This is a genomic window from Agrobacterium bohemicum (assembly GCF_002896715.1).
In the GTDB taxonomy this organism is placed as follows: domain Bacteria; phylum Pseudomonadota; class Alphaproteobacteria; order Rhizobiales; family Rhizobiaceae; genus Agrobacterium; species Agrobacterium bohemicum.
Window position 1 is genome coordinate 187,797 of sequence record NZ_PGEL01000027.1, and the last position, 14,754, is coordinate 202,550.

15 protein-coding genes and 1 riboswitch are annotated in these 14,754 nt (G+C 56.1%); of the genes, 8 read left to right on the forward strand and 7 right to left on the reverse strand.

Going from position 1 to position 14,754, the window contains the following annotated elements; translation table 11 throughout:
- Window positions 1-102 precede the first annotated feature (102 nt).
- The 3 genes from CUC55_RS16340 to fghA all read left to right on the forward strand — a co-directional run bounded on the left by CUC55_RS16340 (window position 103) and on the right by fghA (window position 2,095).
- Window positions 103-549, forward strand: a complete 447-nt coding sequence (locus CUC55_RS16340; protein ID WP_067642989.1) for a YaiI/YqxD family protein — start codon at window positions 103-105, stop codon at window positions 547-549.
- Between the two features lie 21 nt (window positions 550-570).
- Entirely contained in the window at window positions 571-1,233 is a 663-nt protein-coding gene (locus tag CUC55_RS16345; RefSeq protein ID WP_103088531.1) for a DUF1345 domain-containing protein, read from the forward strand.
- A 28-nt stretch (window positions 1,234-1,261) separates the two neighbouring features.
- Window positions 1,262-2,095: an S-formylglutathione hydrolase gene (fghA, locus tag CUC55_RS16350; RefSeq protein WP_103088532.1), complete on the forward strand. Its 834-nt coding sequence runs from the start codon at window positions 1,262-1,264 to the stop codon at window positions 2,093-2,095.
- Between the two features lie 106 nt (window positions 2,096-2,201).
- Here the strand turns inward: fghA and CUC55_RS16355 are convergent, their stop codons facing one another.
- The 6 genes from CUC55_RS16355 to CUC55_RS16385 all read right to left on the reverse strand — a co-directional run bounded on the left by CUC55_RS16355 (window position 2,202) and on the right by CUC55_RS16385 (window position 7,169).
- Complete coding sequence (locus tag CUC55_RS16355; RefSeq protein WP_103088533.1) at window positions 2,202-2,717, reverse strand: hypothetical protein; 516 nt, start codon at window positions 2,715-2,717, stop codon at window positions 2,202-2,204.
- A gap of 71 nt (window positions 2,718-2,788) precedes the next feature.
- A complete protein-coding gene (locus CUC55_RS16360; RefSeq protein WP_103088534.1) occupies window positions 2,789-3,586 on the reverse strand; it encodes an ATP12 family chaperone protein in 798 nt (265 codons plus the stop codon).
- A gap of 12 nt (window positions 3,587-3,598) precedes the next feature.
- On the reverse strand, window positions 3,599-4,255 hold the full coding sequence (locus CUC55_RS16365) for an HAD-IA family hydrolase (RefSeq protein WP_103088535.1): 657 nt from the start codon (window positions 4,253-4,255) through the stop codon (window positions 3,599-3,601).
- Window positions 4,252-5,244 carry an RluA family pseudouridine synthase gene (locus CUC55_RS16370; RefSeq protein WP_103088536.1) on the reverse strand — a complete coding sequence of 331 codons (993 nt, stop codon included), beginning with the start codon at window positions 5,242-5,244 and terminating at the stop codon, window positions 4,252-4,254. The genes CUC55_RS16365 and CUC55_RS16370 overlap by 4 nt, the downstream gene beginning before the upstream one ends.
- A 62-nt stretch (window positions 5,245-5,306) precedes the next feature.
- The gene (gene crcB / locus CUC55_RS16375; RefSeq protein ID WP_067643009.1) at window positions 5,307-5,684 is read right to left on the reverse strand and encodes a fluoride efflux transporter CrcB; all 378 of its coding nucleotides are present in this window, start codon (window positions 5,682-5,684) and stop codon (window positions 5,307-5,309) included.
- A 498-nt stretch (window positions 5,685-6,182) separates the two neighbouring features.
- Window positions 6,183-7,169 carry a copper chaperone PCu(A)C domain-containing protein gene (locus CUC55_RS16385; protein WP_103088767.1) on the reverse strand — a complete coding sequence of 329 codons (987 nt, stop codon included), beginning with the start codon at window positions 7,167-7,169 and terminating at the stop codon, window positions 6,183-6,185.
- Between the two features lie 627 nt (window positions 7,170-7,796).
- Between CUC55_RS16385 and CUC55_RS16395 the strand changes: the two genes are divergently transcribed.
- The 4 genes from CUC55_RS16395 (at window position 7,797) to gcvP (ending at window position 12,733) form a co-directional block, all read left to right on the forward strand.
- Complete coding sequence (locus tag CUC55_RS16395; protein ID WP_067643018.1) at window positions 7,797-7,982, forward strand: DUF3008 family protein; 186 nt, start codon at window positions 7,797-7,799, stop codon at window positions 7,980-7,982.
- A 128-nt stretch (window positions 7,983-8,110) separates the two neighbouring features.
- A riboswitch (glycine riboswitch) is annotated at window positions 8,111-8,198 on the forward strand.
- Window positions 8,199-8,351: 153 nt separating this feature from the next.
- Window positions 8,352-9,491 (forward strand): glycine cleavage system aminomethyltransferase GcvT, encoded by a 1,140-nt coding sequence (gene gcvT / locus CUC55_RS16400; protein WP_067643021.1) that lies wholly within the window; start codon window positions 8,352-8,354, stop codon window positions 9,489-9,491.
- Window positions 9,492-9,506: 15 nt separating this feature from the next.
- The gene (gene gcvH / locus CUC55_RS16405) at window positions 9,507-9,869 is read left to right on the forward strand and encodes a glycine cleavage system protein GcvH (RefSeq protein WP_067643024.1); all 363 of its coding nucleotides are present in this window, start codon (window positions 9,507-9,509) and stop codon (window positions 9,867-9,869) included.
- Window positions 9,869-12,733 (forward strand): aminomethyl-transferring glycine dehydrogenase, encoded by a 2,865-nt coding sequence (gene gcvP, locus CUC55_RS16410; protein ID WP_103088539.1) that lies wholly within the window; start codon window positions 9,869-9,871, stop codon window positions 12,731-12,733. The genes gcvH and gcvP overlap by 1 nt, the downstream gene beginning before the upstream one ends.
- A 63-nt stretch (window positions 12,734-12,796) precedes the next feature.
- Here the strand turns inward: gcvP and CUC55_RS16415 are convergent, their stop codons facing one another.
- Complete coding sequence (locus CUC55_RS16415) at window positions 12,797-13,300, reverse strand: hypothetical protein (protein WP_103088540.1); 504 nt, start codon at window positions 13,298-13,300, stop codon at window positions 12,797-12,799.
- A 141-nt stretch (window positions 13,301-13,441) separates the two neighbouring features.
- Here CUC55_RS16415 and CUC55_RS16420 point away from each other — a divergent pair, with 141 nt between their 5' ends.
- Entirely contained in the window at window positions 13,442-14,710 is a 1,269-nt protein-coding gene (locus CUC55_RS16420; protein WP_103088541.1) for an MFS transporter, read from the forward strand.
- Window positions 14,711-14,754 lie beyond the last annotated feature (44 nt).

Consider the following 14,754-nt stretch of genomic DNA (forward strand, 5'->3'; position numbering starts at 1 on the left):
GCNTTTCGAGTGAATGCGGATATACGTGGCAAATAGCTCTTGGGAATTGTTTGCAGTCCTTCTAAAAGCTAACCGAAGATTGAGCCGAAGAAGAAGTGCCTTATGCCGCAGATTTATGTTGATGCTGATGCGTGTCCGGTAAAGCCGGAGATTTTGAAGGTTGCTGAACGGCACGGGCTTGAGGTTACGTTTGTTGCCAATTCCGGTCTGCGGCCTTCCCGCGACCCGATGGTCAAGAATGTCATCGTTTCCAACTCTTTCGACGCCGCTGACGACTGGATTGCGGAGCGTGCTGCGCATGACGATATCGTCATTACCGCCGACGTGCCTCTGGCGGGACGCTGCGTTGCCAATGGTGCGCAGGTGACCGGCCCTACGGGTCGCATCTTCGATAAGACCAATATCGGCATGGCAACTGCGATGCGTGATTTGGGCGCACATTTGCGCGAAACCGGTGAAAGTAAGGGGTACAATGCGGCCTTCTCTCCTCGCGATCGCTCCCAGTTTCTTGAAACGCTTGACCGCCTCTGCCGTCGCGTCAAAAAATAGCCAACGCTTTGGAGGCGGATTATGAAAGCAACGCAGTCTCGGGTCAGTAATTTTTACCGTCATCAACCATTTCTGATCGCTCTTGCCCTGGCCTTTGTGGTGCTGCTCGCTTCACTCATCTTCACACCGTCTCTGGCGGTCGAGGGCGCNGCAATTGCGTTCTTTCTGACCTACCTCGTGATCATCCNTTTTCGCCTTCCTCGCCTCACCGCCGCGCACTTGAAAGCGCATGCCGATAGCGACGACCTGCCCGCAATCGCCATCATCGCCATCACGTTTCTGGCCGTGGGTGTATCAGTCGCATCCCTGTTCAGCGCGCTCAACCACACGACAGGTGAAACGGTCTGGACGCTGAGTCTGGCTTTCATGTCGGTCGTTTTTGGCTGGTTGACGATCCACACGATGACCGCGATGCATTATGCCCATGTCTTCTGGCGGCCTTCTAAAACCAAAGGGAAACAACAGACACGTGGCGGCATGGATTTTCCCGATACGGGGGAACCAGGTGTCTACGAATTTCTCTATTTCGCGATCGTAATTGGCATGACGGCGCAAACGTCCGATGTCGCCGTTACCACGACATCGATGCGAAAAGTCGTGCTTTTACATTCCATCGTCTCTTTCTTCTTCAACACAGTGTTGGTTGCCGCTGCGGTCAACGCCGCTGTGTCGCTTGCAGGTTAAGCTGCGCTTATAAAACAAGGAATGCACCATGAAAATCATCTCCCAGAATTCCTCCTTTGGTGGCATGCAGAGTGTTTTTTCCCATGATTCTGATGTCAATAAATGTGAGATGACATTTGCGGTTTATGTTCCGCCTAAAGCGATACAGGAGCCCTGCCCGGTCGTCTGGTATCTCTCTGGCCTGACCTGCACCCATGCCAACGTCATGGACAAGGGTGAGTATCGTCGTATGGCGTCGCAGCTTGGCTTGATCGTGGTTTGCCCTGATACCAGTCCGCGCGGTAATGACGTGCCCGATGAGCTTACGAACTGGCAGATGGGCAAGGGCGCGGGCTTTTATCTGAATGCGACAGAGACACCATGGTCCGACCATTACCAGATGTATGACTATGTTGTAGATGAACTCCCTGCCCTCGTTTCAGAACAGTTCCGGGTCGATATGAGCCGTCAGGGAATTTTCGGCCACTCCATGGGCGGACACGGCGCCATGACGATTGCGCTGAAAAACCCGGACCGCTTCAAAAGCTGCTCGGCCTTCGNCCCGATCGTGGCGCCCTCCTCTGCCGACTGGTCGCAACCGGCGTTCGAGAAATACCTTGGTGCCGACGAAGCCGCATGGCGTCAATACGATGCCTGCGCGCTGGTGGAAGATGGCGCGCGCTTCGCCGAGTTCCTGATCGATCAAGGCAAGGCCGATAANTTTCTCGAAAAAGGCCTGCGTCCCTGGCTTTTCGAAGAAGCCGTCAAGAGAACTGAAATCGACCTGACGCTGCGCATGCATGAGCGTTACGACCACTCCTACTACTTCATCTCGACATTCATGGATGACCACCTGAAGTGGCATGCGGAGCGTCTTGGCTAACGCTCTAGCTTGCAACCCCGTTTATTCCGGTTTGCGGTGTTCCAACCGCAAGCTCTGGCGCATCGGGGCGACTGCGGTCGATAACCAACGGTCAGAAAATCACGTTCTAACCAAAAAAGGTGACGGTGAATTNAAACCTGCCGGGAAACAAGGCTGTCGCCAAAGTGGCAGGACGGTTGAGCCTAAATTCTGCGATCACGCGCTCAGCAATACCGTAAGCTAACTCCTGTTCTATGGAGGCTTTATCCATGCCGAGAATGGTAGCCCTGAATTTTGCCTCCGCAACCACCTCGCCCGTCTGGACCGCCGCGGCTCGTACTACCACGCGGGCCGACGCCCTACCGCCAAAAATGAACGAGCCCTTGGTGACAGATAAAAGACGAATCGTCAGAACCACCCTTGGACGTGTTCTGTCGCGGGTGGTCGATTTGATGGCATTCGACATTTGATATTGAACGGACTGCATCAGTTCGGCGGAAATATCCGGCCTTGCTGCGACGAATGCGCCACGCACGTCATACAGCAACCTTTCGCCTTCGCTCGTCTCAGGCTCCAGCCTGAAAGACATGAGCGACAAAGATGCCAGCAAAACGATGCCAAGGCGCTTCAGCGACAGGTGCATGATAGACGCCTCCCCTTACGTCAGGATATGCGTCCATACTCCTCATTTACGGTTAGAAAAGCGTTAAAGCGTCACGCTTTATCAACTCTGGCTGCGCGTAAAACATCAACAGCAGCCCGCATTTCCACCAGCCGTTTGGCGCGTCTGATCTGCGCATCCTCGTCTTCGCCCCACTGCTCCGCAGTCCAGTCTTCGTCGATATGCGCCAAGGCCCAGACTTCCTCCAGCGAGCGTTCGCCTTCCGCCAAGGCGACCGCCAGGATAGCCGATCCGGTCAGCGACGTCATGGTGTGAAGGGCGGCAAGCTCAATCGCCGTATCATANTTTTGCAGTGTTACGGCAAAGGCGGCAATCGCTTCGCGCGGCTGCTCCTGGTGCATGACGCCTTCGACCAGAATGAAGCGAGCGCCAAGTGAGTACGCGGCCCAGTCGATGACAGGGTCCCAATGCTCCGACTGACGCGCCACGAGCGCCTCCGGGTCCGCCGCCCGATAACACAAAAGATCGCTGGAAGAAAAACGCAGGATGTCTTCAAACACGGCCTGAGTATCAACGGCTATGCCATCGATTGCCGTGTTGATGTGGCGGGAGACGGGCATGATCGTCGGATCTATGACATCCGCCTGTGCGTCCCACTCGTCGCGCAGCAATTGCGCAAGTGCTCGCGTGGGCACCGTCAACGGGCTCTTCGCAGGCGTGCGCAAAGTCTTACCGTCGAGCAGAACGTTGAATGCGCCCTCTTCCGTCTCACCCACTGCCACGTCCTTATAGAATCGCTTCGGCAAAGGTTTCTGCATCTGGATTTGCGAACGACGGATGGGATCGGGGTGGCTGAGACCTTCGGTCAGATCATTCAACAGGTCACGCATGATACGTCCTTATCAGCCCGGAATGTGACCGGGAATTTCACTTGGATGGTTCACGATGGCATCGGCGCCCGCTTTCCACAGGTCATCCACGGAAGCATAGCCCCACGCCACGCCGATAGCCTTGGCACCAGCCGCCTTCGCCATCTGCATATCGTAAGTAGCATCGCCGATCACAATGGTATCGGCCGGAACGATGCCGGTCTGGCTGCAACATTCCGTCACCATGGCTGGATGCGGCTTGGAAGGGCAGTCGTCGGCCGTGCGCGATACGATGAAATGTTGGCGGAACCCGTGTGTATCCATGATGAGATCAAGCCCGCGACGGGANTTTCCTGTCACGGCACCCATCAACAGTTCTTCGCGCTTTGCCAACGTCTCGATCATAGCCCGAATACCATCGAAAACGGGTTCCTGNAAACCGGCCTCTGCGCGGGTTTGCGCATATATGGACTTGTAGTGCCCCGTCATCGCCACAGCTTCATCGTCCACATGCGGTTTGCCCTGCATGCGGGCAATGGCGATATCGAGCGTCAGGCCGATGATCGATTTGGTCAGCGACACGTCCGGTCGATCATAACCGAAATGAACGAAGGTACGCGCCATGACCTCATGAATGAGGCCGACGCTGTCCACCAGCGTGCCATCGCAATCGAACAGGACAAGCTTCATTCGTCGTCCCTGTCACCATCTGCAACATCAAGGCCGAGCAGATTCCAGGTCTGCACCATATGCGGTGGCAGCGGCGCTGTAACACGCAGGCGCCCGCCGGATGGGTGCGGAATGTCGATGCGACGTGCATGCAGATGCAGGCGTTTCTGGACGCCGCCAGGGAAATCCCAGTTGCTGTCCTCGACGTAATATTTCGGATCGCCGATAATCGGATGGCCCATATGCAGAGCATGAACGCGGAGCTGGTGCGTGCGGCCGGTGTAAGGCTCCATTTCCAGCCATGCCAGGTTTTGCGCAGCGGTATCGATAACGCGGTAATAGGATATGGCGTGGTCGGCGCCCTCTTCACCGTGCTTGGCAATGCGCATGCGGTCGCCATCCGGTGTCTGTTCCTTGACGAGCCATGACGACAGCTTGTCCTGATGCTTACGCGGCACGCCTTTCACCAGAGACCAATAGGTCTTCTTGGTGTCGCGTTCACGAAACGCAGCCGTCAGCTTTTGTGCTGCACCCCTGGTGCGGGCAACGACGAGAACGCCCGACGTATCGCGGTCGATACGGTGAACGAGGCGCGGCTTTTCGCCCTTCGAACTCGTCCATGCTTCCAGAAGGCCATCGATATGACGATTGATGCCGGAGCCGCCCTGCACTGCAATGCCAGCCGGTTTATTGNAAACGAAGACCTTTTCGTCTTCATGTNAAAGCATACGCTTCAAAAGATCGACATCGTCGGAATTCTTGAGGTCTGTCGAGCTGATCGGTCCACCCTTGACCTTGCTGTCGACATCCAGCGGCGGCACCCGAACCATCTGTCCGGCTTCAACGCGCGCATCCGTTTTCACCCGGCCGCCATCGACCCGAACCTGCCCGGAACGCATCAGCTTTTGCAGCGGTCCGAAGCCGAGACCCGGATAGTGAATCTTGAACCAGCGATCGAGACGCATCCCGCCTTCTTCGGCCTCTACCTTGATGTGCTCGATACCAGCCATGGCAATTCCAGTCTTTCTTTTCTCAACTCCGCATCGTCAGTGTGCGGTATTTTCCGTTGCCTTTAGAACAAAGCGCGGCCCAAGGCCAGCCCGGCGAAGACCGCAGCGAAAGAAACGACCAGACTGCCGGCGAGATAAAGCGCCGAAAGTCCCAAATCTCCCCGTTCGAACAGCACCACCGCGTCCAGCGTGAAGGACGACCATGTTGTGAAACCGCCGAGGATGCCAGTGACCAGAAAGACCCGCATTTCTATGGAGGCTTCAAACCGGCGCGCAATGACTTCTACAGTCAGCCCGATCAGAAAGGCACCGATGACGTTCACCGTCAATGTACCCCATGGAAAGCCGGGTCCGGCAAGACGCATACTCCAAACCCCAACAAGATACCGAGCAACCGAACCGATTGCACCACCCAGGGCGACAAGTGCGATATTCAGCATGAGGCTACTCCCGTTGTTATGCTTTTCTCTACGATAAAGCGGAGGAAAGAGAAATTCCCGCCTATACAGGCTTCGGTAAAAAATCCATTTTTTTATTCATTAAAATTCAGCTCAATTGCAACCCTTGGATTTAATTGAGAATAAATTCACCAATGATAACGTAATTCAATTCAGGATTAGGAGGGTGATCGTATGGTGCAAATTTTGTCAGTTTCAGCGACCACCGCTGGCTATGTTTCTGACAGCATCAAGTCCGTGCAGCGCCCCTCCAGAAAAAACGAGGTCGAGCAAGCCGCGCGTGAGCTTGCTCGTNAAACAAGTCGGAGTGAAGAAACGCAAGTGGATGCTGCCTCGACCGTCGTTAGACAGCCCGCAATATCGCTTCATTTCCTGACAGCTGGNAAACATCAGAATCCGCAGGCTACTCTGGAAGAGGTCATAGAAGCCTATGAGGAAAACAAAACCGCCTGATCACAAACGATCAGGCGGCCGGATTTTTTAGTTATGGTTATGCATCTGATCCGCGCCCTTTGCAGATCCGACCTCGATGACAACATCGACCTTGCCAGCCTTTTCGAAGGTCAGCGTCACAGGCACCTTGTCACCCTCAGCAAATGGCTTCTTCACATTGAAGAACATGAAGTGCAAACCGCCCGGCGTCAGTTCGATGGTCTTGCCAGCGGGAATGACGATACCGTCATCCAGCTTTCTCATCTTCATCACGTCCTTGACCACGGCCATCTCATGGATTTCGGCTCGACCGGCGGCGGGCGNTTCTACCGAAACAAGGCGGTCGTCCGATGAACCGTTGTTTTTGATCGTAACGAAGCCGCCACCCACCGGCTGTCCAGGCAGCATGGCTTTCGCGGCTGCACCCGAAAGCTCCAGATCTCCCGCCTTCACCGTATCTGCCATGTGGTTGGCAGCGCCGTGATCATGATCGTGCTCGCCGCCATTGTTCTGNTTTGCAAGGACCTTGATCGTGGGCGCAGGATTATCGAGAGAATGCGGGTCCTGACCATTTTCTGCAATTTGATCCCAGATAGCTGTCGCCTTGTCTCCGCACAATTGCGTCACTTTGAACGACAGATTTGTGTTTGCCGCGATGCCTGAGATTTTGCCCTGCACGTTGAAGGTGTCGTAAAAAGCATCCGGCAGGTCACCACCCTTCCAACGAATTTCCACTGGTCCGCTTTTTACGTCCGCGCCGTGGTTCTTATAGGCTTTCTGATAATCGCCCTGGATGATTTCGAGGTCCCATCCTGCCTTTGGCTGTGGCTTCGCTGAGATAAACCCTTCAGGCAGCACCATCCGCACCTCGGTAGTGGCAAGCCCACCTTCGCAGCCATGTGGCACCTGAAGCGCTGCGACAATGGTGCTTTCCTGTTCAGCCGTTGGGTTGACGAAACTGGTATGGGCAAACGCCGGAATGCTGGAGACAGACGCCAGCAAAGTGGCGCAAAGGGTGANTTTGCGAATATTCATTTTGAAATCCTCTCGACTGCGGCGCATCGGCATCATCAGTCGTCTGTGCCGCTAAAGGCGGCTAACTTAACGCGGGCTCGTCCTGATCAATTGAAAATGGGTGGCGCGCGTGCCTTCGGTCGTTGATGATCGAAATCCAGCGCAGAAGCCAGATAGAGCGGCGGGCGGTTGACGAGCCAGGCGAAATGCGCCCTCGCCCAGGAAGTCGTATCCGGCGTAGGCAGAAGAATTGACGCTGCCAAAAGACAGGCTTCGCAAAACAGCGATGTTTTGCCGGAATGATCCGTCGTCTTGCCGTTCTCGTGGATAATCTGCACGCCCGCATGACCTTCGCAAATTTCGGCGAAACTGCCATCAGGAAGGCGATACGCTTCATCAAGTAGAGATACGGGCGCAGCCATTGCTGCGACGGGCTTGTGTGCAAAACCGAGAGACAGCATCAGCACAGCGCNAAAGATGCGTGTGAAATATGCCAAATCTGCTGATCGACTGTTGATGGAAGCCCTCATGCAACGAAGCGATATCTTGGATTGGAAGGTAAATCAAAGTGGATTTTCAGCCGCGAGGAACCTGCGCATCCAAAAATCATTCTTGTCGATATAACTAAATTTCGAGGAGATTCTCCCAATGCCCGCGAAATCCAAGGCCCAACAGAAAGCTGCTGGTGCAGCACTGGCCGCTAAACGTGGCGACATGCCTACAAAACGTTTACAAGGCGCTTCAAAAAGCATGGCTAAGTCCATGACAGAAAAAGAACTTGAAGAGTTTGCTTCTACGAAACGCGATAATCTGCTGGATAAGAAAAGTGGATGAGTTTAAGCGCATCGTCACCTGAGCATCNAAACTGCACTCGACAAGCGCGATGACGCAAGCTGAACAAAAAACTGTTTAGATGCGTCATTTGGTCCTTGCCAAGAAACTGGCTTAGCAGATATTAAACTTTCATCCCGCTGGGAGACACCGCCTCACGGCGGGGCCGAAGGAGCAACCGCCCCGGAAACTCTCAGGCAAAAGGACCAGCGGACGAGGACGGAACTCTGGAGAGAAGCCACCTGCGTAAGGANGGCTCGCCGAAGGGATAACAATCTCAGGCGACAAGGACAGAGGGGGCTCTTGAACCCGGCGCTTTAGACAGTGTCATGACATGAGCCCGCGCGACATCGCGCAAACCTGGAGGCGTCCTTGGCCGATACAGCCGAGTTACAAGTCACCCCACTTCATTCTCTGCACGTGTCCCTTGGTGCCCGCATGGTTCCATTCGCAGGCTACGACATGCCGGTGCAGTACCCTGCAGGCGTGATGAAAGAGCATGTGCAGACGCGCATATCCGCTGGCCTGTTCGACGTTTCCCACATGGGCCAAGTCCTTGTGAAGGCGAAGTCCGGTAAGATCGAAGACGCAGCAATTGCGCTAGAAACACTTGTTCCTGTGGATATTCTCGGCCTTAAGGAAGGTCGTCAGCGTTACGGCTTCTTCACGGATCAGAATGGCTGCATTCTGGATGATCTGATGATCACCAATCGCGGAGATCACCTCTTCGTGGTCGTCAACGCCGCCTGCAAGGATGCAGATCTGGCGCATATGAAGGCGCATCTATCCGATAGCTGCTATGTCACGCTGCTTGAAGATCGCGCTTTGATCGCCCTTCAGGGTCCCCGCGCCGAGGCCGTTCTGGCGGAACTCTGGGCTGGTGTTTCGGCCATGAAGTTCATGGATGTCCGAGACGTGCCGTTGCACGACGTTCCCTGCATTGTCTCCCGTTCCGGCTATTCCGGCGAAGACGGCTTTGAGATTTCCGTCCCGGCCGCTAAGGCACAAGAGGTTGCCAAGGCGTTGCTGGAGCACCCAGACTGCGAAGCTATCGGTCTTGGCGCACGTGACAGCCTGCGTCTCGAGGCGGGATTGTGCCTCTATGGCAATGACATCGACACAACGACCTCCCCAATCGAGGCATCGCTTGAATGGGCAATCCAGAAAGCACGCCGCACCGGCGGTGATCGTGAAGGCGGTTTTCCGGGTGCCGAGCGCATTCTGGGTGAGCTTGCCAACGGAGCCACGCGTCGCCGCGTTGGCCTGAAGCCGGAAGGCAAAGCCCCGGTTCGCGGCCACGCCAAGCTGTTTGCAGATGCCGAAGGCAAGACCGAGATTGGCGAAGTCACGTCAGGCGGTTTTGGTCCAACTGTCGAGGGCCCCGTCGCCATGGGTTACGTACCGAAAGAATTCGCAACGCCCGGCACGACAATTTTCGCGGAAGTCCGTGGAAAATACCTGCCAATCGCCGTTGCTGCCCTGCCCTTTATAACTCCCACTTACAAACGCTAATTTCCGGAGAGACCGATGCTGAAATTTACTCAAGAACACGAGTGGCTGAAGATTGAAGGCGATGTCGCCACTGTTGGCATCACCAGCCACGCTGCAGAACAGCTGGGCGATCTGGTCTTTGTCGAGCTACCGGATGTGGGCGCGACCTTCTCAAAGGATGGCGATGCAGCAACCGTCGAAAGCGTAAAGGCTGCCTCCGACGTCTATTGTCCGCTGGATGGCGAAGTTGTGGAAGTCAACCAAGCCATCGTGGATGATCCATCACTGGTGAACTCTGATCCGCAGGGCGCTGGCTGGTTTTTCAAGCTCAAGCTTTCCAACGTCTCCGACGTCGATGCCCTCTTGGATGAAGCGGCCTATAAGGAGCTTATCGCGTAATGACGACTCCCACTGAGTTCCATTTCACCGATTATCAGCCCTATGACTTTGCTAACCGGCGTCATATCGGGCCGTCGCCGTCGGAAATGACGGATATGCTGAAGGTGATCGGTTACAATAATCTCGACGCCCTCATCGACGCGACCGTGCCATCCTCCATTCGCCAGAAAGCGCCTCTCACCTGGGGCGCAGCATTGACGGAGCGCGAGGCGCTGGACCGTCTCCGCGAAACCGCCAACAAAAACAAGGTTCTGACATCTCTCATCGGTCAGGGCTATTACGGCACCATTACGCCACCGGTCATCCAGCGCAACATTCTGGAAAACCCGGCCTGGTACACAGCCTATACGCCCTACCAGCCAGAAATATCGCAGGGCCGTCTGGAGGCGCTGTTGAACTTCCAGACAATGATTTGCGACCTGACGGGTCTGGATGTCGCCAACGCCTCGCTTCTGGATGAAGCAACCGCTGCTGCCGAAGCCATGGCCATGTGCCAGCGCGTAGCGAAGTCCAAGGCGACCGCCTTCTTCGTGGATGCCAACTGCCATCCGCAGACGATTGCACTCATCGAAACACGCGCCGCACCGCTTGGCTGGAACGTCATTGTCGGCAATCCCTTCACCGATCTCGATCCTGTCGACGTCTTCGGTGCGCTGTTCCAATATCCCGGCACGCACGGCCATGTGAATGACTTCACCGGCCTGATTTCCCGTCTGCACCAGACCGGCGCCATTGCCGCTGTTGCAACAGACCTGTTGGCGCTGACGCNTTTGAAATCCCCCGGCGAAATGAATGCCGACATTGCCATTGGCTCGTCGCAACGTTTCGGTGTTCCCGTTGGTTATGGTGGCCCGCATGCGGCCTTCATGTCCGTCAAGGACGCGATCAAGCGGTCCATGCCTGGTCGTCTCGTCGGCGTATCGGTCGATGCGCGCGGCAACCGCGCCTATCGCTTGTCGCTCCAGACCCGTGAGCAGCATATCCGCCGTGAAAAGGCGACGTCCAACATTTGCACCGCGCAGGTGCTTCTAGCCGTCATGGCTTCCATGTACGGGGTGTTTCATGGCCCGCAGGGCATCAAGGCCATTGCTCAGCAGACCCATCAGAAGGCCGTATTGATGGCCAANGGGCTGGAAAAGCTGGGCTATGTCATCGAGCTTGAAACATTCTTCGATACGATTACCGTCGATGTTGGCCATATGCAGGGCGTCATCATGCGCTCGGCCGTTGCAGGTGGCGTGAACCTGCGCAAAATAGGCGCGACCAAGATCGGCATGAGCCTTGACGAGCGCACACGCCCCGCGACACTCGAAGCCGTCTGGCGTGCTTTTGGCGGCAGTTTCTCCATCTCGGATTTCGAGCCGGAATATCGCCTTCCGAAGGATTTGCTGCGCACCAGCCAGTACATGACGCATCCGATCTTCCACATGAACCGTGCCGAAAGCGAGATGACCCGTTACATCCGCCGCCTTTCGGACCGCGATCTGGCGCTTGACCGCTCCATGATCCCGCTCGGTTCCTGCACCATGAAGCTGAACGCGACAGCCGAAATGCTGCCGATCACATGGCCGGAATTTTCCGACATCCACCCCTTCGTGCCAGCCGATCAGGCGCTGGGTTACAAGGAAATGATCGACGATCTTTCCAACAAGCTATGCCAGGTCACCGGCTATGACGCCNTTTCCATGCAGCCGAATTCCGGTGCGCAGGGCGAATATGCGGGCCTGTTGACCATCCGCAATTATCACCTCGCACGCGGCGATGCCCACCGGGATGTCTGCCTCATCCCTACCTCCGCACATGGCACAAACCCTGCCTCAGCGCAGATGGTCGGTATGCGCGTGGTGCCGGTGAAGGTGAGAGAAAACGGCGACATCGATATTGATGATTTCCGTTTAAAAGCAAAGAAATACGCAGAAAACCTCTCGTGCTGCATGATCACGTATCCGTCGACCCACGGCGTGTTTGAGGAGACCGTCCGCGAGATTTGCGACATCACACACGAACATGGCGGCCAAGTCTATCTCGACGGTGCCAACATGAATGCCATGGTCGGTCTATCCCGCCCCGGCGATATCGGCTCCGACGTCTCGCATCTCAACTTGCACAAGACCTTCTGCATTCCGCATGGCGGCGGCGGTCCCGGCATGGGTCCGATTGGCGTCAAGGCGCATCTGGCACCTTACCTGCCCNGGCATCCGGCAAGCGACGGACGCACGGGTGCGGTTTCGGCGGCCCCCTTTGGCTCGCCATCGATCCTGCCGATTTCCTGGAGTTACTGCCTGATGATGGGAGGCGAAGGGCTGACGCAGGCAACAAAGGTGGCAATCCTCAACGCCAACTACATCGCGGCACGGCTAAAGGGCGCTTATGACGTGCTTTACAAGTCTGAAGCCGGACGCGTGGCACATGAGTGCATCATCGACACACGCCCGCTCAACGACAGCTGCGGCGTCACGGTGGACGATGTAGCCAAGCGTCTGATCGACTGCGGCTTCCACGCCCCGACCATGAGCTGGCCGGTTGCTGGCACGCTGATGATCGAGCCTACCGAATCCGAGCCAAAGGCCGAACTTGATCGCTTCTGCGACGCGATGCTGGCCATCCGTCAGGAAGCCCGCGATATCGAGGAAGGTCGATCGGACAAGACCAACAACCCGCTGAAGAACGCGCCTCACACGGTGGAAGACCTTGTCGGCAACTGGGATCGTCCGTACTCCCGCGAACAGGCCTGCTATCCACCCGGCGCGTTCCGCGTGGACAAATACTGGTCCCCGGTCAACCGCGTCGATAACGTCTACGGCGACCGCAACCTCATCTGCACCTGCCCGCCGATGAGCGAATATGCCGAAGCGGCAGAGTAACATTCACACACAAAAAGGCCCGGAGAGAACCGGGCCTTTTCACCGAACTACGAGCGCTTGTGTCTAACGCGTCAGTTGAATATCGGCTGTCACCACCGTCGGTCCGCCTGCACCATCCTTGTCGGTCGTGCGCAGACGCAATCCATTGTTGCCAACCTTTGTAATCGTCATGCCAGCGACCCGGTCACCATTGATGACGCGCTTCCAGGTGATCGAAAGATTGATAGAATTGTTTCTACGGCTGCCCGAGAGTGCCGAGGGGATGCCGGACGGGCCGACGTAGTTTCCGCGGTAGCGCGTGNCCGACGCGCTCAAATCGGCGGAGATAGCACGGCGGATGACCAATAGACCGCGGCAGGTTCCATTCATACGCAATGAAGGACCTGAAGAGGTCGAGTTAAAGGTGCAATTGACGTTGATGGGNTTTGAGCCAATCTTCATGGTGACTGTGCCGGAGCCTTTCCAGCTTCCTTTCAGCGAGGAAAGAAACTGGCTTTCGTCGGCCATTGCTGGCGGCGCCATCAGGGCGGTCGCGAGCGTTAATATGGAAATGAATTTGCCTGTCATTCGCGTTTTCCTTGTGTGTGGAAACCGAACGCTCCGCTCTAACGATAGTTCCTTCGCACAGATTCTATTGCGACAAAGCAACCTAAACCTATCAAGTGCGTTTCTCGCCAGCTTCATCTCGCCCGTCCCGGAGAGCCTTAAATGACAACGCTAACACCGCCTATCGATGCCAGCGCTCGCTCGCTCGGGAAATCCCCTGGGACCGGCCTATCCGATCGTTCGATTTTTGCTCTTGCCGTGCTCAATTTCTTTCTCGCAGATGCACGCGACGGGCTTGGACCGTTTCTGGATGCCTTTCTGGCCACCAACGGCTGGTCGGCCATGCAGCTTGGCGTCATAGCGACGGTTGGCGGCTTGGTCGGACTTGCCGCAACGCCGCTCTGCGGTGCTTTGGTTGATGGCACCACATGGAAGCGGACACTCATTGCCGTTCCAGTCGTCCTCGTCACGATCGGTGCGTTGATTACGCTGCTCTTCACCAATGAGGCTGTCGTCTGGACGGGCCAGATTATGACGGCTGTTGTCGGTGCGGTCGTCGGCCCTGCCCTCGCCGGTCTCACACTGGGTCTCGTTGGTGAAAAACTGTTCTCACAACAGATTTCCCGCAACGAGTTCTGGAATCACGGTGGCAATTTCGTCTCACTGTTCGCCACCTATTTCGCGGTAACTGCCTTCGGCATATCAGGCGTTATCGGCCTGATGGTGGCGACAGCGATTGGAGCGCTTGCGGCGGTGGTGGCGATTGATCCCAAAAGGATCGATCACAAGGTGGCGCGCGGGCTGGGCCACGATGAAGGCGAGCCAGGACCATCCGGGGTCAGGGTTCTGTTTAAGGAACGCGGACTGATCTTTCTGTCGATTATCCNTTTGATTTTCCATTTTGGAAACGCCCCCATGGGCCGCTTGATCGCACAGAATTTTGCAATCGAGTTGAATACACCGTTCCGAACCACCGCGATCATTACCGGCGTTGCGCAATTTGCGATGATTTTCGTGGCCGCCGCCGCGCCTTGGCTCATCCGGCGGTTCGGGTTGTCAGCTGTGTTTATAATTGCACTGATTGCTCTGCCTATTCGTGGCGTCCTAGCCGCTTCGTTTGATTGTTTCTGGGTTATCTATCCGGTCCAGCTACTGGACGGCATTGGTGCAGGATTGCTCGGCATTGCAACACCGGTTGCGGTCGAGCGAATTTTGAAAGGCACGGGTCGTTTCAACGTGGGTCTCGCCAGCGTCATGACGGTGCAGGGCATCGGTGCTTCGCTCAGCAATGGCGTGGCGGGATGGCTGACCACGCAGGGCGGCTATGCCCTCTCTCACCTTGTCGGCGGCGGCATTGCGGCTATCGCCATCATTACCTTCATCGTTTACAGACACGATATTGCGCCGAGGCAGGATACCGATGGGACGTGATATNAAAAAGGAGGCCGTAGGCCTCCNTTTTTTCATTCGTTTGG

Excerpts from the sequence above, each read along its gene's own strand:
- CUC55_RS16395 (WP_067643018.1), top strand. The coding sequence starts at position 7,797 with ATGCCCGCGAAATCCAAGGCCCAACAGAAAGCTGCTGGTGCAGCACTG.
- CUC55_RS16340 (WP_067642989.1), top strand. The coding sequence starts at position 103 with ATGCCGCAGATTTATGTTGATGCTGATGCGTGTCCGGTAAAGCCGGAG.
- gcvH (WP_067643024.1), top strand. The coding sequence starts at position 9,507 with ATGCTGAAATTTACTCAAGAACACGAGTGGCTGAAGATTGAAGGCGAT.
- crcB (WP_067643009.1), bottom strand. The coding sequence starts at position 5,684 with ATGCTGAATATCGCACTTGTCGCCCTGGGTGGTGCAATCGGTTCGGTT.